This is a genomic window from Shewanella atlantica, assembly GCF_003966265.1.
GTDB lineage: Bacteria > Pseudomonadota > Gammaproteobacteria > Enterobacterales > Shewanellaceae > Shewanella > Shewanella atlantica.
Genome location: NZ_RXNV01000005.1, coordinates 21,509 through 40,239 on the forward strand (window position 1 = coordinate 21,509; position 18,731 = coordinate 40,239).

General features: G+C 46.8%; 16 protein-coding genes. 6 read left to right on the forward strand and 10 right to left on the reverse strand.

Annotation, left to right across the window (positions count from 1 at the left end):
• Positions 1-6 precede the first annotated feature (6 nt).
• On the reverse strand, positions 7-1,395 hold the full coding sequence (gene mpl, locus EKG39_RS12690; RefSeq protein ID WP_126506123.1) for a UDP-N-acetylmuramate:L-alanyl-gamma-D-glutamyl-meso-diaminopimelate ligase: 1,389 nt from the start codon (positions 1,393-1,395) through the stop codon (positions 7-9).
• A 633-nt stretch (positions 1,396-2,028) separates the two neighbouring features.
• On the opposite strand from mpl, the gene EKG39_RS12695 reads away from it, so the two are divergent.
• Together EKG39_RS12695 and EKG39_RS23880 are read left to right on the forward strand one after the other, a co-directional pair.
• A complete protein-coding gene (locus EKG39_RS12695; protein ID WP_126506124.1) occupies positions 2,029-2,319 on the forward strand; it encodes a DUF134 domain-containing protein in 291 nt (96 codons plus the stop codon).
• 64 nt (positions 2,320-2,383) lie between these two features.
• On the forward strand, positions 2,384-3,049 hold the full coding sequence (locus EKG39_RS23880) for a NifB/NifX family molybdenum-iron cluster-binding protein (RefSeq protein ID WP_126506125.1): 666 nt from the start codon (positions 2,384-2,386) through the stop codon (positions 3,047-3,049).
• Between the two features lie 167 nt (positions 3,050-3,216).
• On the opposite strand, the gene EKG39_RS12705 is transcribed toward EKG39_RS23880, so the two are convergent.
• The 3 genes from EKG39_RS12705 to EKG39_RS12715 form a co-directional block, all read right to left on the reverse strand.
• Positions 3,217-4,275, reverse strand: coding sequence for an HD domain-containing phosphohydrolase (locus EKG39_RS12705; RefSeq protein WP_126506126.1), 1,059 nt, complete (start codon positions 4,273-4,275; stop codon positions 3,217-3,219).
• Between the two features lie 272 nt (positions 4,276-4,547).
• On the reverse strand, positions 4,548-5,945 hold the full coding sequence (locus EKG39_RS12710) for a tryptophanase (protein ID WP_126506127.1): 1,398 nt from the start codon (positions 5,943-5,945) through the stop codon (positions 4,548-4,550).
• Between the two features lie 416 nt (positions 5,946-6,361).
• On the reverse strand, positions 6,362-6,982 hold the full coding sequence (locus EKG39_RS12715) for a hypothetical protein (RefSeq protein ID WP_126506128.1): 621 nt from the start codon (positions 6,980-6,982) through the stop codon (positions 6,362-6,364).
• Positions 6,983-7,297: 315 nt separating this feature from the next.
• Between EKG39_RS12715 and EKG39_RS12720 the strand changes: the two genes are divergently transcribed.
• Positions 7,298-8,002 (forward strand): oxidative stress defense protein, encoded by a 705-nt coding sequence (locus EKG39_RS12720; protein WP_126506129.1) that lies wholly within the window; start codon positions 7,298-7,300, stop codon positions 8,000-8,002.
• 146 nt (positions 8,003-8,148) lie between these two features.
• Here EKG39_RS12720 and EKG39_RS12725 read toward each other — a convergent pair whose 3' ends face one another.
• Positions 8,149-10,200: a cation:proton antiporter gene (locus EKG39_RS12725; RefSeq protein ID WP_126506130.1), complete on the reverse strand. Its 2,052-nt coding sequence runs from the start codon at positions 10,198-10,200 to the stop codon at positions 8,149-8,151.
• Between the two features lie 410 nt (positions 10,201-10,610).
• On the opposite strand from EKG39_RS12725, the gene EKG39_RS12730 reads away from it, so the two are divergent.
• Positions 10,611-11,351, forward strand: a complete 741-nt coding sequence (locus EKG39_RS12730; protein ID WP_126506131.1) for a substrate-binding periplasmic protein — start codon at positions 10,611-10,613, stop codon at positions 11,349-11,351.
• A 162-nt stretch (positions 11,352-11,513) separates the two neighbouring features.
• On the forward strand, positions 11,514-12,410 hold the full coding sequence (locus EKG39_RS12735) for a LysR family transcriptional regulator (protein ID WP_126506132.1): 897 nt from the start codon (positions 11,514-11,516) through the stop codon (positions 12,408-12,410).
• Between the two features lie 161 nt (positions 12,411-12,571).
• Here the strand turns inward: EKG39_RS12735 and EKG39_RS12740 are convergent, their stop codons facing one another.
• From EKG39_RS12740 to EKG39_RS12750, 3 genes are read right to left on the reverse strand one after another with little or no spacing between them, the layout of a single operon-like run.
• Positions 12,572-13,141: a LutC/YkgG family protein gene (locus EKG39_RS12740; protein ID WP_126506133.1), complete on the reverse strand. Its 570-nt coding sequence runs from the start codon at positions 13,139-13,141 to the stop codon at positions 12,572-12,574.
• Between the two features lie 4 nt (positions 13,142-13,145).
• A complete protein-coding gene (locus EKG39_RS12745) occupies positions 13,146-14,519 on the reverse strand; it encodes a lactate utilization protein B (RefSeq protein ID WP_126506134.1) in 1,374 nt (457 codons plus the stop codon).
• Between the two features lie 10 nt (positions 14,520-14,529).
• Positions 14,530-15,273: a (Fe-S)-binding protein gene (locus EKG39_RS12750; protein WP_126506135.1), complete on the reverse strand. Its 744-nt coding sequence runs from the start codon at positions 15,271-15,273 to the stop codon at positions 14,530-14,532.
• 273 nt (positions 15,274-15,546) lie between these two features.
• On the opposite strand from EKG39_RS12750, the gene EKG39_RS12755 reads away from it, so the two are divergent.
• A complete protein-coding gene (locus EKG39_RS12755) occupies positions 15,547-16,557 on the forward strand; it encodes a WD40 repeat domain-containing protein (protein WP_246028491.1) in 1,011 nt (336 codons plus the stop codon).
• A gap of 426 nt (positions 16,558-16,983) precedes the next feature.
• Here the strand turns inward: EKG39_RS12755 and lgt are convergent, their stop codons facing one another.
• Together lgt and EKG39_RS12770 are read right to left on the reverse strand one after the other, a co-directional pair.
• Complete coding sequence (gene lgt / locus EKG39_RS12765) at positions 16,984-17,775, reverse strand: prolipoprotein diacylglyceryl transferase (protein WP_126506136.1); 792 nt, start codon at positions 17,773-17,775, stop codon at positions 16,984-16,986.
• 226 nt (positions 17,776-18,001) lie between these two features.
• Positions 18,002-18,532, reverse strand: coding sequence for a GNAT family N-acetyltransferase (locus tag EKG39_RS12770; RefSeq protein WP_221767376.1), 531 nt, complete (start codon positions 18,530-18,532; stop codon positions 18,002-18,004).
• Positions 18,533-18,731 lie beyond the last annotated feature (199 nt).

The following is an 18,731-nucleotide window of genomic DNA, read 5'->3' on the forward strand; positions in this document are numbered from 1 at the left end:
TAGGTTCTAGGTGCTTAATTTAGCTAAAAGCTTCTGATGTAAACCACCGAAGCCGCCATTACTCATCACTATGATGGTGTCACCGCTTTGCGCATTACCGGCTACGGCATCGATTATCTCATCTATTTGGTATAGCACAGTGACGGGAAGTTCGGCTTTTTCCATCGCCGCCTCCACATCCCAATCTATGTTATCTGTCTGATAGAGATAGGCCTCATCGGCAAGCCTCATCGAACCGGCTAAGGTATCCTTATGTACACCACTTTTCATGGTGTTAGATCTAGGCTCTAAGATAATAGTGATTTTTTCCTCACCGACCTTAGCGCGAGTGCCTTGCAGAGTCGTCGCAATTGCTGTGGGGTGATGGGCAAAATCGTCATAGACTTCAATGCCGTTCACCGTGCCGATAAGCTCCATGCGGCGCTTAGGTGGTGAAAACCTGGTGAGCGCTTCGATAGCCGCTTCAGGCTGTACGCCCACATGACGCGCCGCCGCAATCGCCATGGTAGCGTTCTCAACGTTATGCTGACCTATCAGGCTCCAATCCAAGATTCCCTGAGAGTCGCCATTAAAGAAGAGTTCAAACTTATGGCCATCATCGGTCAACAAGTCAGCATGCCAACCACTCGCTGCTTCTGCATCAGTCTGTCGCCCTTTATTAAATGTCTCCTGCTCGCTCCAACACCCCATATCTATCACCTGCTGCACCGCCTCACTGTCCTTCGGCCAGATAATTTTCCCCTGGCCGGGTACGGTGCGTATCACGTGATTAAATTGGCGCTGAATAGCCTTTAGATCATCGAAGATGTCGGCATGATCGAACTCCAGGTTATTGATCACTAAGGTGCGTGGCTGATAGTGAACAAACTTGGAACGCTTATCGAAGAAGGCACTGTCATATTCATCGGCCTCCACCACAAAAAATGGCGAGTTACCCAGACGTGCAGATACGCCGAAATTTTGAGGAACCCCACCGATCAAGAAGCCCGGCTCATAGCCGCAATCTTCTAATATCCATGCCAGCATGCTCGAGGTCGACGTCTTACCATGGGTACCCGATACCGCCAACACCCAACGATTAGGTAGAATATGCTCGGCCAGAAACTGCGGACCAGAGGTGTATTTAATCCCGCGATTCAATACCGCTTCAACACACGGGTTACCACGGCTCATGGCATTACCGACCACCACCAGATCCGGCGCATCATCTTCATTTTTTCCAAGCTGTTCCGGGTCGAAGCCCTGAATAAGTTCGATACCTTGCTCTTCGAGCTGAGTGCTCATCGGCGGATAGACATTGGCATCGCTACCGGTAACCTTGTGGCCTTCGGCTCTGGCAAGCAGTGCGAGACCACCCATAAAGGTGCCGCAGATGCCTAAGATGTGTACATGCATGAGGTTGGCTCTGATGAGGAATAATCTGAGGAGTATTCTATCGCTTGGGGAGGTCATTGTCAGTTAACAATGGTTTAAATAACACTTGTTTTTGATTCTGACTTTTAGGTTTTTTTGAGGTGTATTAAGAACCATAGCTTCTATGGTGTTAATCGCCTGCTGCGGGCTTATGTGCAGGTATTCCTTCGGGACGCTGCAAGAGCATCCATGCCCGCTTAACGAAAACATCCCTGTTTTCGATACCCTCATTCATACCTACACCTGTTTCTTATCTCTTCGATTTAGCCAAATACGGTGACATTTCGTCAATATTACCCGCCCCCATTATTTGAAATGTTGTAAGGAACAGAATTGGATTCTACAGACCTATATATCATTAGAAATTACAGTCCGTCATACCTAGTCTTATCTTCAAATAAGCTATTTGCATAGTGCACCAGACCCTGAATCAAGAGCTATAAGCACCCAGTTATTTAGCCGGCACGAATATTTTTGTGGGTGATCTAGTGCACAGTTTGTTTTGTGAACTTACATGATAATCTCCAGTTATTGGCGTAGGCCAATAACTAATAACTTTTTGCTCATAACTTTTTACTGGCAACTTTTTACTAACAAGAAGGGAGGCGATTCATTATGCCAAGACCCAGAAAGTGTCGTCGTTTATCGGCTTGTGTGCCTTGCAGCATGTTTAAACCTAATGGGATCCCTTCGGTCGAGTTAACCAAGATCCAACTCGAAGCCGATGAGTTTGAGGCGCTGAATTTAGGCGACGTAGAGAAGATGAGTCAGATTGATGCCGCGGCCCGGATGGGTATATCCAGACAGACATTCGGCAACTTGCTGGCCAGCGCGCGCAAGAAAGTCGCTACCGCCATCACCTGCGGACATGCACTGCTGCTGCCTCAAAACAGCCAAGAGAGCTGAGTCGATACCAAACTAATATAAGCCCTTAATAGTTCTATCTATTGAGGGCTCACAAGGAATGATTATGATTATTGCAATGCCGATGAGTCGAGACCGACTCGCAAGTCACTTTACCAAGGCCCAACAGATCGGTTTCTTCAACGAACAGCATCAGTTAATCGGCAGCTTCACCAACCCCGCGCTGCAGGGCGAAGGGTGCAGCGCCAAGAAGGCGATGCTGGAGCTGATTATCAATAATAAGACCAACATCATCATAGTGCAGCACATAGGCGAGCGTATGCTCGGTAAGCTGCTCGATGCAGGGATCAGCGTCAGTAAGGGCGATAGCTCCCTATGCGTCGAAGAGCTGTTGCAAACTACACGAAATCTTAATCTGCGCCTTCTCGATGCCTCACAGGGCAGAGCCTCAATCAACCATGAAAAGAAAGGCGGCTGCTGTGGCGGCCATGCAGAAGATGGAAAGTCGGGAGGCTGTGGTTGCGGCGCTCATTCACATAGCGGTGAATCGGATACTCACGGCAGTACCGAAGCCTCTAAGGGAAAAAAATCCGGTGGATGCTGTGGTGGCAACGCTGGCCACGGGCTGTCGGGGAACAAAAATTCCGGAGGATGTGGCTGCAGCGGTAAAGCCAAGAGCAAGGATGAATCGGCCATGAGCCAGATGGGTCAAGGTCACCACACTAGCGCTTCACATGAAAATGTAAGCTACGCCGGTTTTAGAAAAGTGTAATATTGACAGATAACAGTTGAGATACCTTGTATTTCAGCTGTTCCCCTTCAGCTGTTAGGTAGTATTTATATCCCAGGCTCAGCTCCTATCTAATACCAATGGACATAAAAATGTGATCGCTCAGCGATCAAGTTAAACTGAAATCGAGTGAGACACTAAAGTGCCTTCTAAGGAAACGCAGCCTTTATCTCTAATATCTCAGGGAGATGTTCAATAAACAGATTAACGAGTTTTGGATCGAAGTGGCTTCCGGATTGCTCTTTCAGATATTGAACCGAAGCTTCGGTTGTCCATGCATCTTTATAAGGTCTCTGTGTGGTTAACGCATCGAATACATCAACGAGTCCGACTATTTGTCCTTCAATCGGAATCGAGTGACCTTTAAGACCCTTAGCATAACCAGACCCGTCCCATTTCTCGTGATGATATACCGCAATAGACTTAGCCATTTGAATCATCATAGATGGGTGTTCTTCAAACAGGTCATTCGCTTTTTCGACGTGCTGCCTCATGACTAAATGTTCTGACTCGCTAAGTTTACCCGGTTTAAATAAGATCTCATCGGGGATCATTATTTTCCCCATATCATGCATAGGTGCAGCTTTTTCTATCATATAAGACACCTGCTCTGTTAGCCCTAACTTTCGCGCCAGCAGTCCCGAATACTTTCCCACCCTAAGAATATGTTGACCGGTATTTTCATCATGCATTTCGGCAACCATAGCCAACTTATTAATCAGACATTCTGTTGCCTGTTCGAGCTCTAGGGTACGCAATTTCACACGTTTCTCAAGCTCATGGTTGAGCCTTGACTGCAACTTAAAAGCATTCATGATATTAAGTTGATTGATAACTCGAAGCTTGAGTTCATACTCATTAAATGGTTTACAGATAAAATCATTTGCACCCGATTTCAATGCCTTAATTTGAGACTTTTGATCGCTCAAACCGCTGACAACGATGACGGGTAATTTATCGGGACTGTAAAGTGCTCTGATTTTTTCAAGAATTTCAAAACCGGTAAAATGGGGCATTTCCAGATCTAAAATAAGCAAGGTTATTTGATTATCCAATTCACTCATCACCTTACGTGGATCGGTGACTTTCGTGACATTCAACTCCATATTAATAGATTTTAAGATTTCGGCTATTATCAAAACATTAGTAACCGAATCATCGCAGATAACGACGTTTATCCCTTCCGGATCCTGAGTATGTAAGTTCATCAAACATCCCTATCGCGGCTTGGTCATACTCTTCAGCACAGCCAAATATACATGTCCTATGATTAAAAATAGTTCTTTTTTGCGGCATCACAAATTTATAAGTGTATTAATTTATGTTCCTACAATGAGATAGAAACTATGTGACTTAAGAAAAATTGAGGACACAGAAAGAGTTAAATTGAATATCTTTTATAAACCGAATAAGTTTTTGAGAGGAAAGCTAACCCGAGATGAGCTTGAAAGCTCACCTCGGGCTGTTACGCATTTGTACTCTAGAGTGAGTTGAACTTAGCGGTAAAGTGCCTCAACACAGGTGGCTCGTAATCGAAGCTTAACCCCTTAAGCGACGCCGCCTGATCTTTGATGGCGATGAGCGCATCGGCGATATAATCCATATGATCATTGGTATAAACCCGACGCGGAATAGTGAGTCGCATCAACTCCATAGGCGACGCTTTCTGCTCTTGAGTTTCGGGATCACGTCCAAGCAGCAGCGAGCCTATCTCTACTGCACGAATGCCGGCCTCGAGATAGAGGGCATTACACAGAGATTGCGCCGGAAACTGATGGGCGGGAATATGGGGCAACATCTTAGCGGCATCGACAAACACCGCATGGCCTCCTGTAGGATACTGGATAGGGATCCCCGCCTCGCGAAGTCGTTCTCCCAGATAGGCAACCTGACTGACACGATAGTGAAGAAAGTCTTCATCGGCGCCTTCGTGCATCCCTCTGGCCAGCGCCTCCATATCACGACCAGCCATGCCGCCATAAGTGACAAATCCCTCCATCGGCACACATCGAGTCTGCACGGCTCTGAATAGCTCCTCATGATCGCGAACACAGCAGAGCCCCCCGATGTTGACCATAGGATCTTTCTTCGCCGACAGGGTGAGCATGTCGCCATATTGGAACATCTCACGGATGATCTCCAACATGGAGCTATCTTCATACCCCGCCTCTCGCTGCTTAATGAAATAGGCGTTTTCGCAGTATCTGGCGGAGTCGATGACTACGGGAATGTCATTTTGCTGAGCTATCTCATACACCGCGCGCATGTTGGCCATAGAGACAGGTTGCCCGCCTGAACTATTACAGGTCACGGTAGTGATGATGGCGGCGATATTATTGGCACCATAAGTAGCAATGGTGTCGCGAAGCTTGTCGAGATCGAAGTCCCCTTTCCAGTCATAGTAACTCTCGGTATCGAACGCCCTCTCGGTCACGACATTGAGCGCCTTACCACCGTTCATTTCGATATGCCCTGCAGTAGTATCGAAATGATAGTTAGAGATAAATACCGGATCGGTGCCACCGCGTACCTGCTTCATCCGCTCTATCAGACAGGGAAACAGTATCTGCTCGGCGCCTCGTCCCTGATGAACCGGCACGGTGAGTTTATAGCCGAAGAAGTGTTCAACAGATTCGCACAGGTTAAAATAGTTTCGGCTCCCCGCATAGGCTTCATCACCCATCATGAGTCCCGCCCACTGCACATCACTCATAGCGCCGGTGCCGGAGTCGGTGAGCAGATCGATATAGACATCCTCACTGCGAAGCAGGAAGGGGTTGAGCCCTGCTTGGGTCAGGGCTTGCTCTCTATCTTCAAGGTTGGTCATCCGAATTGACTCAACCATCTTGATACGAAAAGGTTCCGGAATACGTTTCATTGTTTAATCCTTTGTAGCTTTTTAGTACACCTACCGAGTCGATAAAATACCGCTACAATTTCAGCAACTGTTTCAGCAATTGTTTCAGCAGAAATGGCATGGCAGAGATCGGCTAAGTAGCGCGTTATGATTAACTTACTTAATTGAAAAGCTTAAGTTCTGACGGGTATGTAGTCAGATTCTAGCGGGATTAAACGCGGGGGAAATCGTAGGCGAGTTGAATATCGCAGTTATACCAATGGAACAACACAGGCGTGTTGTTAGCGAGCGGTTCCAGCATCGGCGTCATCCTCCTTTGGCGTGATAAATCTAAAGTTAACAAGCAACTAAACAGACAACTACAACTAAGTTTACTCAATTAAGACTAACCTTGAGTTGAGGATAAAACAAGCGCTCAGTTATTATACCAATTGGTATTACTCTTGATGCGGGGTGAAGTAGGTTCCCAGATAGCGTCTTCCATAAAGCAAGATAAGCCCGAAGACAGGAAGTACCATGGTATAATCCCCCCCGATAAACAGGACATCGATTAAAATCAGTGTCGACAGGAATATGACCTTTTCATCAAATTCTGACCCGGTATTCTCGCCGGTAAATACCAATGAAACTATGGTGACACCCAATAGAAAAACGGCAGCGTTAAGAATACCCGCGACTCTCGTTTTTTCTAACTCGACACTGTTTATCTGGGATTGTCGAGTGACACCGACGTTATCGGCTCTGCGATTTAAACTCTCATATTCATTACTTCGATAAGCATTATTACGGCTAATTCCCCTTTGACTATCTTTATCACTTCTCTCACGACTGGCATCGCCGGCAGAGTGCAGATGATTAATCTTGGCTCTGTTATAAATGGTAGCGGGTGACACCCTTATATCGCCAAACTCTGACGCGTTATAGGCCAAGTCGGTACCATACTGATGAGCTTGGGTTGCGAAAGAGACATCATCAAGTTTGGCACTATAAATACTGACGAAGATGTAGCAAAAGACGATAGCCAGGCCTAAAAGCAGATTTCTTTTTATAGAATACATACCCACCTCACCTTAGTTTTAGTTGTTTCAGGCACTCTTGTCTGAGGCCGATAGCCTGCCAGACGACCACTCAGGCTTAACCGCAAACACAAAAAAACAACCTATAGATAACACTTTGATATCTTACGGCGTAAAAGACAATCTATATTGACTATAGGTAACAATTTGATGCACTGGGAGGGGAGCGCCCAAAAAAAGAAAAAATAGAAAGAGAAAATAAACTGAAAAATAAGATAAAAAATAACCCTTTCTCAAGTTACCTGCGTTTATAACTTCAGAAATCGCTTTTATCTTTTGCTTTTGGAGTTTCAAATAATGAAAAAATCACTACTAGCAGCGCTTATATCCGGTGGACTTATCCTATCAGTACCGCAGGTGCAGGCCAGTGAACTCAGCTTCCCACACCTCGAAACCGTAGGTGTAAGCGAGTTGGCTGTCGAAGCCGACATGGCTGAGATAAATGTGGCCGTCGTAATCAGAGATAAAACCGCCAAAGGCGCAAAAGATGGCTCAGATAAGGCCGTCGCAAAATTTATCGCAAGGCTGAAGAAAGCGGGCATAGAGCGCTCACTCATCCAGAGTGCAAACCTGAACCTGCAGCCGCAATATCACTATGAGAAAGATAAGCCAGCCCAATTGACCGGTTACATGGCCAGTCGTCGTCTGACCGTCACAGTACAGGACCTAACCCGTCTCAATGCCATCTTAGACTCGGCATTAGAAGAGGGCATCAACCGGGTCAATAACATCGCGCTGAAATCCAGTAAAGAGGATGAGTATGTGGCTAAGGCCAGACTCGCGGCCATTAAAGATGCTCAGGAAAAAGCCCAGCTACTCGCCGAAGGGTTTGGTGAAAAAATTAAAGGAATTTGGAAGATCCGCTACTTCGAGCAACATCCGGTTCAACCCGTAATGCTACGTATGAATGCCAAAGGTGCGAATTACGACGTGGGTGAGAGTTATCAGCAGGGAGAAGTTACGATTCGAGACCGCATAGAAGTTGTCTATCGATTGAAATAGAAGTCGGCTATTTCGAGCCGACGATAAGTTGAAATAACGCTTTTAAAACGGCTCTCTGTAACTTTATCAACACCATTTATTAGCAGGTAAAAAAGCCAATACTATCTCGCACAGATAGTATTGGTTCATATGATTGGCTAATTGAGTTAACTTGACTGACTCTGCTTCTTACTTTGATGCATCTTAAATTCGACTTCCTCGATCAGTTTTTCTGCATCAACCTCGGAGATCATCCCCTCATGAGATAGATCTTGAATCATTTTCCGCTCTGTATTTAACAATATCCGTAGAGCCAGGTATGACTCAACCCGTTCAACCAGATGGGGAGATTTTTGCCTGAAATCATTCAAGGTGTTCTTCGCAAACAGATTCACCTGGCTTATCTGTTTCATGGCTTGCTCGAGCTGAGCAGGCTCCAGTGACAAACTCGGTGCGAGCGCTTTTATATACTGGCTCGCCTCGAATAACCCTCTGGCACTCTCGAAGATGATGATATGCTGCCTGTAGCTTACGCCGCGAGCATAAGATCCGATAAGAGGAACGGAACCACAACGCAGGGACCACTGCGGAATTTTCCAATGTTTCTCTATCGAACTTCTGGGCCATATTTTAGGCGTTCCATCGAGCGCCTTTTCTATGGCCTCGACCAGAATGTGGGTCGCATCCTGACTCAGTAAGCCCTTGGCAAATTGATTCCAGTAAAACTGTCGCTCAGATTCCAATAGTTTACGCAAAAATTCAATCTGAGAATCCTGGCTCTGTTCATCTTTAAAGGGCTCACTGACCGATACTATGTTGCTATCCACCAGCGGCCAGTTAACGGCTTTCAGGTGCTCATCGGCATGTAACCGCTCCCTCACAGTGATGATCTCATCGGAGATCTTATGCTGCACCTTGGCAAATGCCTGCTGCTTGGCCTTAGGTAACTTATCTAAGCCTAACTTTGCCATCACAAAGCGCATCGATGAGCCATTCACTATGATGGTTAATACCACTATGCCCGCAGTAAGGAACAGGATCTGATCCCGTAACTGAATATCCAGAGATTCGTTGGTGGCAACGATAAGAGCCAAGGCTAACGAGACGGCACCACGTAATCCGCCCCATATCAATACAATTGACTTCTCTTTCGTTAAGCCTATGCCTATTCTGGCCAGAATAGGCATCAGGCCGATAATCACCACGGCCCGGATCACTAAGATCCCGGCAAAAATAACCGCCAGATATTGCCAATTAGCGAGATCGGCGAGCCCCAAGCGAGTAGAGACTACTAATCCAACCAGAAGAAAAATCAAGGTATTAAAGAGAAAAGAAAGGGTATGCCAAAAATGGTGCAGGTGCTCCATCACCTCAGGAGAGAAGCGCGTTCGGCCCGGACCCGCATAGATTAACGCTAAGGTAACAACGCTCACTACACCTGAGGCGTGAAACAGGTGCTCCGACAGATAAAAAACCAGATAGGGCAGCACCAATGTCAGCGCGATCTCTATCAAGCTGTCATTGAAGATTGAGCCGATAAACTTCAGGCTTATCGCTGCGACGACAGCCCCGATGAGCACACCGATTGAAACGACACGAAAGAACTCAACAATGACTTCCAGCGTATTGAACTCGGGTTTGACCTGTGTCGCCAGGGAGAGGAAAAGGGTAAACATCACAATAGCCGTTCCATCATTGAGCAGAGACTCCCCCTCGATTAATGTCTGCAACCTGACCCGCGAACACATCTCCTTGAGCAGAGAAACCACGGCAACGGGATCGGTCGCACTGACTATAGCCCCAAACATCAAGGCAGTCCCCAGAGACCAATGCCAAGGCAGCACAGTCATACTCAAGATGGCCGTAAACAAGGTACAGATCACCAAACCGGGAATTGCCAGCACCGCAATTTGTGAAAACATACGTTTAAACAGATGCACCTCGAGAGAGAAAGCCGACTCAAACACCAGCGCAGGCAGGAAGATAAACATAATGAGGTTGGCATCTAACTGGCTGGCCAGAACGAACGCCGAATTCAGTTCATTCAAAACAGAGGGAGGCGAGTCAACATTCAGGCTGGTCCCGATTAACATGCCTAACAACAACAGGGCCACCGAGTATGGGATCGCAGTATTTTTCAGTAACCTGCGCAGTATTATTCCCAATAATATCGCTATCACAAAAAAGACCAACAGCAGCAAGGTCGTTTGCATATGCATGACGCCACCTATCAATTTGCCTGACAAAAAATGATCGAATCCCTCTCTATTAAAAGTAGCCGTAAAAACACAATTCCCCAAAGGTAAGATCAATCAACATATGATTGCCAACTGCATCACATCAGACATAACCCACTTGAGAACCCTCATCTGAAATTCATAGCTGTGGTTGCGCACTATCACAATTCAGAGGTCTGATCTGAGCACTAAAGCACAGTTTAAAATGACGAAGATGCCCATATGTTGTACGATTGCCAGATAACGTCTTAATTACATATTGATACAAGTCAGCCAAGATCCGTTAATTCAAACCGAATGGATTTCATAGCGAGCTAGCGAATTGTCTCGAGCTGATCCATATTTGATATGACTTATTGCACTGGCAATAAGCCAAAATCAAGAGCTAGAGAATGAATATATTTAAATTTTTGCTACTAATCCTATTTGCTATGCCATCTACATTTCTGTCCGCTGCCGAGGTAAGAGTAGCCTTCGGCGAAAAGATCCCCCCCTTCTGTTTTCCCGCCACCGATTCGGGCATTGAGGTCGAGGTGATAGGTGAAGCCCTGGCCTTTCGCGGTCACGTCTTGAAACCTGAATATTATCCCTTCGCCAGGATCCCGGTCGCCTTTTTAGCACACAATGTCGATGCCGCCATGACCGACTTAGGCCGGGACATGGAATCTGAGGGAGGGCTCTATAGCGATCCGGCGGTCTTTTATGACAATGTATTTATCACTCTCAAGGAACGTAACATCACCATCAATAAGCCCGAAGATCTACAGGGCTTGAGTGTGATAGCCTTTTCTGGCGCCGCGAAACGATATCCTAAGTGGCTCCAGCACGTTCAAGACTCCAACCTCTATTACGAACAGAATAATCAGGCACTGCAGGCGCTGACCCTCGACAGACAGCATTATGATGTGGTGCTCAGCGATCGTAATATTTTCAAGTACTTCACTTTGCACCTTCGAAGGGAAAAAGGGTTCGACCCTAAGCCCGTTGAGGAGCAGCATTTTGTAGAACTCAACCCAATGGATTATCGACCGGTATTTTGGGATGAACATATTCGAGATGATTTCAATGCCGGCCTAAAACATCTGAAAGAGACTGGGCGTTACCAAGAGATCTACGATAAATACCTGAAATAGAATGAAGACTACGGCTAGCAAAATTGTCCATACCCCCTCTCTTTAGCGTTAAGAGAATAAATATAACAATCTGCTAAATAGACATTTACTGATTTACTTCAATAAGGCTCAAACGAGTCTTGGTATAATGTCCCTTCAGGATTAACGCGAAAGGCTGTTCTAATGAGTTCAAACCCCGCTTGTGAGCTTCAATTAATCTATCTTTTTGTCCATCTGGTCAATACGGGCGGATTTTCACAGGTCGCGAAAGCGCTAAACATGCCAATCGCGACGGTGAGCCGTAAGGTACATAAACTTGAAGAGAGTCTGGACACCCAACTCATCATGCGCAGCACCAGAAAGCTGCGCTTGACCGAAGAGGGTCAGGCACTATTTAAGCGTTATCAGGATGCCATCTCTCAATTCGATAGTTGTTCGGACTCAGCGATCAATAAACCGGAAGGGACACTGAGAATTGCCGCCCCGATTTCGATAATCTCGATGATATTTATCGGTGCAATAAATGAATTTTCTAAGATGCACCCGGATATTCAACTGCATATAGCCCAAAATAATAACGCTATAGACTTAGTCGAAGAGGGAGTCGATATTGCCATCGTCGGAGGGGCACAACCCGACTCATCCTGGGTCTCCAGTTCACTGGGAGTGCTCAACTATGGTCTTTATGCCTCACCTCAATATTTAACACAAGCCACAGAGATAACTCATCCAAGCCAACTTAAGCAACACGCCTTAATCAAGGTATGGCCCCTGTTTAATTGGACCTTGAAACATCAGAGCGGGGAAGACTTTTACTATGATGGCCCGGCAAAACTCACCATGGGCGATCTATATGGTGCTGTGCATGCCGCCGTGGATGATGGTGGCATCTTGTATGGGCCTGCGTTATTTGTGAAGCAGCAGCTTAAATCCGATCAGTTGGTCGAGGTACTGCCTGAGTGGACAGGAGAGCAGCGACGGATCTCCATGTTGTACCATCAACGCAGCCAGCAGCCTCTTAAGGTCAAACTCTTTATTGAATTTATGCAGTCAAAAGCCGAGAGTTTATTTGCACAATAGAGGGGTTATAGCCACAAATGGCGACTCAAAGATTAGAGACGCCATTGTAATATCAAGTTCACTGCGGCTAGCAATCCCTGAAATTCAGGGCTGAACAATCAAATATCGAATAGACGAAGGCGAAGCCAATTGCAAAACAACCTGAACTTCGCCTCCCGAATTTAAACCAGATATACGTTTAAGCTACAGGCTCCGTGAGCACCAACAACCAACGCCTGTTCGATATCGGCGGTTTTTGACGGGCCCGCGATAAAGGTGCCGAACTCCCCCTTCTCAAGAGTAACCTTAGAGGCAGCTTCGTGCATATTGGCTACGATCGTATCGGCTTCAATAACCAAAAACAGGTTCTCACAGATAAATGGCGTGACTCTGTGCCCCAGGTTTTTGTTATTAACCCAGATAGCGCCATTCTCGGCCACACCCAGATCGCCGGGGATGACCGCGTAATCGATATCTCTAAGTTCGTGCGCAGTATCTGCGACCGCGCGATTTCCCTTAATACCATCAAGCATAGAGATAACTTGCAGACCCTGAGTGATAAGCTCATCGACTTTCAGCTGCAGCGCCACCAACCCGCCTTCTCTGTGTAATGTTCCCGCCACAGTATTAAGGTTGGTTTCGAACTGACCCACTAAGTCATCAATTCGCGGAACCACATTAAACACCGGCATAGCCTGAGGGGCGATGGCCGAGCTCTTAAGCGCATTCAAAATATAATCTTTACTCGACATCTTTTTAGCCTCTGTTTTTCTTAAACCAAGCTTCGAAACTTGAGTTTGGAGCGGTAGGAAGTTCACGATACTTGCCCCAGGCACCAGAAAAAGGCTTGAGGAGACTACCGGGAAGAACTTTAAGTGCGGTGCGAGCGACGCTCATCGAGCAGTTCAGCATAGTTTCGCTGGCCATAAAATTCCCCACCAGAGGCATATAACTACTCTTGCCATAGGGAAGTTTTCCGGCCTCGGCTTTCAGGCGACGATGATGGTGAATGATCTTATCTAACGGCACCTTAGTCGGGCAAACATAGGAGCAGCTACCACATAGAGTACAAGCCCACGGAATAGAGTTGGTATCATCATTCTGCGCCCCGACAGCAATTCCGATAGGACCGGGAATCGTGTAGTTATAACTATGACCACCCGAGCGGCGGTAAACCGGGCAGGTATTTAAACAGCCACCACAACGGATACATTTGAGAGATTCTGCCAATATCTTATCTTTAAGCATATCGGTGCGGCCATTATCTACGATAATGACATGCATCTCGCCACCCTCCTGAGGACCACGATAAAATGAGCTATAGGTGGTGACCGGCTGGCCCGTCGCATTACGTGCCAAGGTTCTAAGCAGAGCCGACGCACTTTCAAGATCGGGAACAATCTTATCGATACCCATGGAGTGCAACTGCAACTTAGGCAGGTTTGCTCCCATATCCGCGTTACCTTCATTGGTACACACAACCACGGCGCCTTTATCGGCAACGGCCATGTTAACACCGGTCATAGCGGCATCAGCCGACAGAAACTGCTCTCTGAGATGGGCTCTGGCGGCGCGGGTAAGATAGAATGGATCGGAAGCGCCAGCCTCTGTGCCTATTTTTTCATGGAAGAGATCGCCCACCTCCCCCCTCTTCATATGGATAGCGGGGAGAACGATGTGCGAAGGCGGCTGACCCGCAAGCTGAATAATTCGCTCACCTAAGTCGGTGTCGATCACCTCAATGCCATGTCCTTCAAGATAAGGGTTTAAGTGGCATTCCTCGGTTAGCATCGATTTTGACTTAACCAGTTTTTTCACTTTCTTATCGGCTAAAATTTTATGTACGATGCGGTTATGTTCGGCGCCGTCTTTAGCCCAGTGAACCTGAATACCATTTTCCAGACAGTTTTTCTCAAACTCTTCCAGGTACTGACCAAGATTCGTCAGAGTGTGTAGCTTCATCTCTGAACCTATCTGACGCAACTGTTCCCATTCGGGCAGGCTACCGGCTGCACGGTCACGCTTTTCCCGAACCGTCCACAGGGCTTTCGAGTGCCAATCGACTCTCGCTTCATCCCGACAAAATATCTCGGCCTTCTTGGCGTGTACCGCTGAATTCTTATTTGACATAGTGAGCTCTCTATAATGCGGCGTTAATCACCTGGGCGATGTGACGGATCTGTATCGGCAATTTCTGACGTTTAATCATGCCGTCAATATGTAGCAGACAAGAGGGATCGAAACCTACTGCGTAAGCCGCACCTGTTGCCGCATGAGCTTGCGCCTTATCTTTACCCATCTTCCCGGATACAGCCCCTTCATCCAGAGCAAATGTACCACCGAAGCCGCAACACTCATCACGTCTGTCCGGATAGACGATTTCAATCTGAGGGATCCGACTCAGCACCGCCTCAACCTTATTATTTCGAGGCCCCATCTGCTCACTCGGTGTTGCCAGATCCAACATACGGATCCCATGGCAACTCATCTGCAGGCTGATTTTATGGGAGAACGGCTTACTAAAGACCGGGATAGGAGAGACATCATGTAGAAACTCGGTCAGTTCATACAGCTTATCGATCACCTTCTGAGCTTCCGGACTGGTATCAAACTCATGAAAGTTCTCTTTCGCAGCAACTAAACAGGAGGCCGCCGGGCAAACAATCGCGTCACACTCGACACCTTTAAACGCATTCAATAACTTAAGGGTGGTTTTCTTAGCTTCATTAAAACAGCCGGAGTTAGTCATAGGTTGACCACAGCAGGTCTGCCCCTTGGGCAATATCACCTGATGACCCAGCTTTTCCAGCAATTCCAGCGTAGCAATGCCGACATCCGGCATCATCTGATTCACCAGACACGGAATGAAAAGTGCAACTCTCATATAGCGTTCTCTTATTGTTGGCTGCCGCGGGTATCTGACTCATCACTCATTGAAAACAGAGGTATCAGTCAGATACATCTCCCCGGTGGCAGGGTTATTAAATAGCCACAAGTCTAGGCATTAGCCAAATAATAAGTAGTGCTAATTTAGTAAATATGCCTCACAATATTTCCAAAAATGAAACAGAGCCCGCCAATATTCTCTACGTATTCACAACAAGCTGTAGAATGAACCTGGTACGCTGGTATTAATGTAATCCAAGGAGAGACAAGAGTGAGAGTCATCATGCTTCCCCTACTCTACATCGGCATAATGCTGGGTTTGACAGCTTGCAGCGATCCTTCCAAGGGGCAAACGTCACTATCGACAGATAGATTAACGAGTGAGCGCGTCGTTGCGGCTCAAATATCTGATGATGCAACTACCTCTGCTATCCTGACCCGCAACCATCATCTCTCTGTGTGGGACAACGAGTCGAAACGCTTGACTAACGAGTGGAACGAGTCTGACTTCACCGAAGAGCTCTATCATATTTCACTGTCGGGGAATAAGCGTCTGCTGGGCACGGCGGGCAAGCATAGGATCTCAATTTTTGACATCCAAACAGGAAAGCTCACTGTGACCTGGAAAGTTGAGGGATTCAATCCCGAAGCTACAATCACCAGCCTGCATCTTAGCCACACGGGTAATGAGGTACTGATTGGGTTAAACGAAGGTTCGGTATTCACCTTTGACTTGGTGAACGACCAGATGTCCATGTTTCTGATCCACGATGGTCCGGTGACTCGCGTGGAATATGCGGCGCAAAATCAGCGGGTTATGTCGGCCTCACACGATGGTCATGTGCTGTTCTGGGCTACCACCACAGGTAAAGTGATCCAGAAATATGCCAATCAGTTCCGGATAACCAGCGTCTCTTATGATGAAGCCAACCGAAAATTATTTGTCGCCGATGCCCTGGATAATCAATTCATCGCCGACTCAACAACGACACAAGCCCTTAGCCGACTCGAGTACTTGGAACGCTACCGCTATTTTCGTCAGGCGCTATTTGTCGAGCGTGGCAAGATATTGATCACCTCATCGTCTAAGCAGGAGTTGGCAAGTTGGGATGTTCAGACGGGAAAAGAGCTGGCAAAGTGGAACATTACCGCCTTCTCAGCCGGTACCACTGTGGTTTCCATGGCGGTAGATAGCTCAGGTACCCTGTGGAGTCTGAGCTCTGACGGCGCATTAGAGAGCTGGGACATTGAATCACATAATATCTCCCGCTCGGGGCTATAAAGTCGCTCAGCTTTCACTCAACGACTTTATACCAATCGGTATGAGAAAGTGATCTATTCAGAGCTTTTTGGGCAAACTAACTCAAGGCGAATAGACGAGGGAATTGTGCTCCCTTTTGAAGTCATTCAACGCAAAAATAGCAACCCAAAAGCCTCTTGAACTATACCAATCAGCATAAGAAAGTGATCTACTCAGAGTAATTTTTGACAAACTAATTCAAGGCGAATAGATGATGCAATGGTGATCCCTTGTGAAGCTATTCAACGAAGAAGTAGGCAGTCAAAAATACTCCTGAAAGGCGAGTTTTAGCGCTTCTGATGCAGTGTTAACGAGTTTAAACGTAGAACAACTATGCTCTTCACTCGCAGCCTTGCCTCAGAAGCGCTAAACTCTCGCTGAGCGATCACATCTTTATACTGATTGGTATTACTGCGCCGCCCTGTTCGATTTAAGGTAAGGCAAGATCAGCAGAGCAATACCAACCACAAGGAAGGGAATACTCAACATCTGACCGGCGCTCATTACCCAATCATCCGCGTAAACGGCCTGCTTCACTTTGACAAATTCGATAGCAAATCTGGCACCGAAGACGAGACAGAGGAAGAGACCGAATATCGCCCCCTCTTTCTGCTTCATTCGGGTGTATTTGAATATTGCAGATAATCCGATGAAGATAGCCAGATAAGCGAAGGCCTCATAAAGTTGCGCCGGGTGGCGAGGCAACATATCGACGCGTTCGAAGATGATAGCCCATGGTGCCGTCGTCGGCAGGCCCAAGATCTCAGAGTTCATGAAGTTTGCCATTCTGACAAAGAAGCCAAATATCGCGGTAGCTATGGCTAATCTGTCGAGCAGGTAGAGAAAAGGCATCTTCACTTTTTTATGATAATAGAAGAGCGCTAAGATCGCGCCTAAACCACCACCATGGCTGGCCAGCCCTCCTTCCCAGATAGCGAAGATCTTTAACGGGTGGCTGAAATAATAGGCCGGATCGTAGAAGAAACAGTGGGCTAAGCGGGCACCGACAATGATCCCCACCACACAATAGATCAGTAAGTTGTCTAACGACTCAACATCGTGTCCTTCCTTGATATAGATGCGTTTCATCACCTGAAAGCCACATGCGATGGCCGTCGCAAACAGGGCGCCGTACCAATGTACCTTAAGCCCCATAAACGAGATTAATACAGGATCGATATTCCAAATAAAGTGGTCCAAATTAAGCCTTCCGATTTAAAGCGAGAAAATTGTTTATCTGACAGGAGTTTTACGCTGATACTCTTGATTAGGCAAGCACTGTTTACCCTAAAAATGTGTCTGAATTTAACTGAGAAACAGGTTATCGTCAGCCACAAGAGTACCTCACCGGCAGCAGATGATGCCAATGACACTCACATGATGTCCGTTTAGTCGTTCACTGAACGTAAATAGCCGAGAAAATAAGTTAAAGCTCTTTGTAAAACAGGACTGTTGCCTCATATTCACCATCTGAGCTCAATGCGAAATTGGGGATCTCTCCGGCAAAATTATAACCAAGGTTAATATACAGGGTCGAAGCGACATCCCCCTTACGCGTATCCAGAACAATAAGGGTCCTATCTAACTCGATCGCCAACGCTTCAAGCTTAAGCATCAGCTTCTTAGCTATCCCCTTTCCTCTGGCGCTGGTTCGCACCATCAGCTTCTCAACCTCGCCTCGATGCAGGCCATTGCGCTTACCTGTCATAGATAGCTGCACACAACCTAAGATCTCATCACCATCATGGGCCAAAATAAGCTTACGCATGCCGGAGTTTATATCGGCTTCGACACCGACCCAATAGGCCATAGCGTCAGCATGAGAAAAGGGGGTAATAAAACCCACCGATGCGCCACTTTCTACACTGTCGATCAACAATGAACTCAACGCTTCCCTGACATTTTCACTCGAGGCTAACCCCGTCGCTTCGAACGACTCTACCACTGAGATATCCACATCCACTCCTTGAACAATGCTGTGCAATACATATAAAAAAGCAATGCTCTGCTTACCCTACTAAATGTTCTGCTTGCTCTAATATTAGTTTAGCCCCATATTTTCACATTTTAACGCTCAAATCTGCATCCGACCATTATTTGCCTACCGTAGCTCATCAAGTTGGATCCAGAAGCCTGTTCAGGATGACTGAATAGCT

Bases quoted from the DNA above. Each gene is read 5' to 3' on its own strand.
- EKG39_RS12695 (WP_126506124.1), top strand. From the start codon at position 2,029: ATGCCAAGACCCAGAAAGTGTCGTCGTTTATCGGCTTGTGTGCCTTGC.
- EKG39_RS12710 (WP_126506127.1), bottom strand. From the start codon at position 5,945: ATGAAACGTATTCCGGAACCTTTTCGTATCAAGATGGTTGAGTCAATT.
- EKG39_RS12745 (WP_126506134.1), bottom strand. From the start codon at position 14,519: ATGTCAAATAAGAATTCAGCGGTACACGCCAAGAAGGCCGAGATATTT.
- EKG39_RS12730 (WP_126506131.1), top strand. From the start codon at position 10,611: ATGAATATATTTAAATTTTTGCTACTAATCCTATTTGCTATGCCATCT.
- EKG39_RS12705 (WP_126506126.1), bottom strand. From the start codon at position 4,275: ATGAACTTACATACTCAGGATCCGGAAGGGATAAACGTCGTTATCTGC.
- EKG39_RS12735 (WP_126506132.1), top strand. From the start codon at position 11,514: ATGAGTTCAAACCCCGCTTGTGAGCTTCAATTAATCTATCTTTTTGTC.
- EKG39_RS12715 (WP_126506128.1), bottom strand. From the start codon at position 6,982: ATGTATTCTATAAAAAGAAATCTGCTTTTAGGCCTGGCTATCGTCTTT.
- EKG39_RS23880 (WP_126506125.1), top strand. From the start codon at position 2,384: ATGATTATTGCAATGCCGATGAGTCGAGACCGACTCGCAAGTCACTTT.
- EKG39_RS12725 (WP_126506130.1), bottom strand. From the start codon at position 10,200: ATGCATATGCAAACGACCTTGCTGCTGTTGGTCTTTTTTGTGATAGCG.
- EKG39_RS12750 (WP_126506135.1), bottom strand. From the start codon at position 15,273: ATGAGAGTTGCACTTTTCATTCCGTGTCTGGTGAATCAGATGATGCCG.
- mpl (WP_126506123.1), bottom strand. From the start codon at position 1,395: ATGCATGTACACATCTTAGGCATCTGCGGCACCTTTATGGGTGGTCTC.
- EKG39_RS12740 (WP_126506133.1), bottom strand. From the start codon at position 13,141: ATGTCGAGTAAAGATTATATTTTGAATGCGCTTAAGAGCTCGGCCATC.
- EKG39_RS12720 (WP_126506129.1), top strand. From the start codon at position 7,298: ATGAAAAAATCACTACTAGCAGCGCTTATATCCGGTGGACTTATCCTA.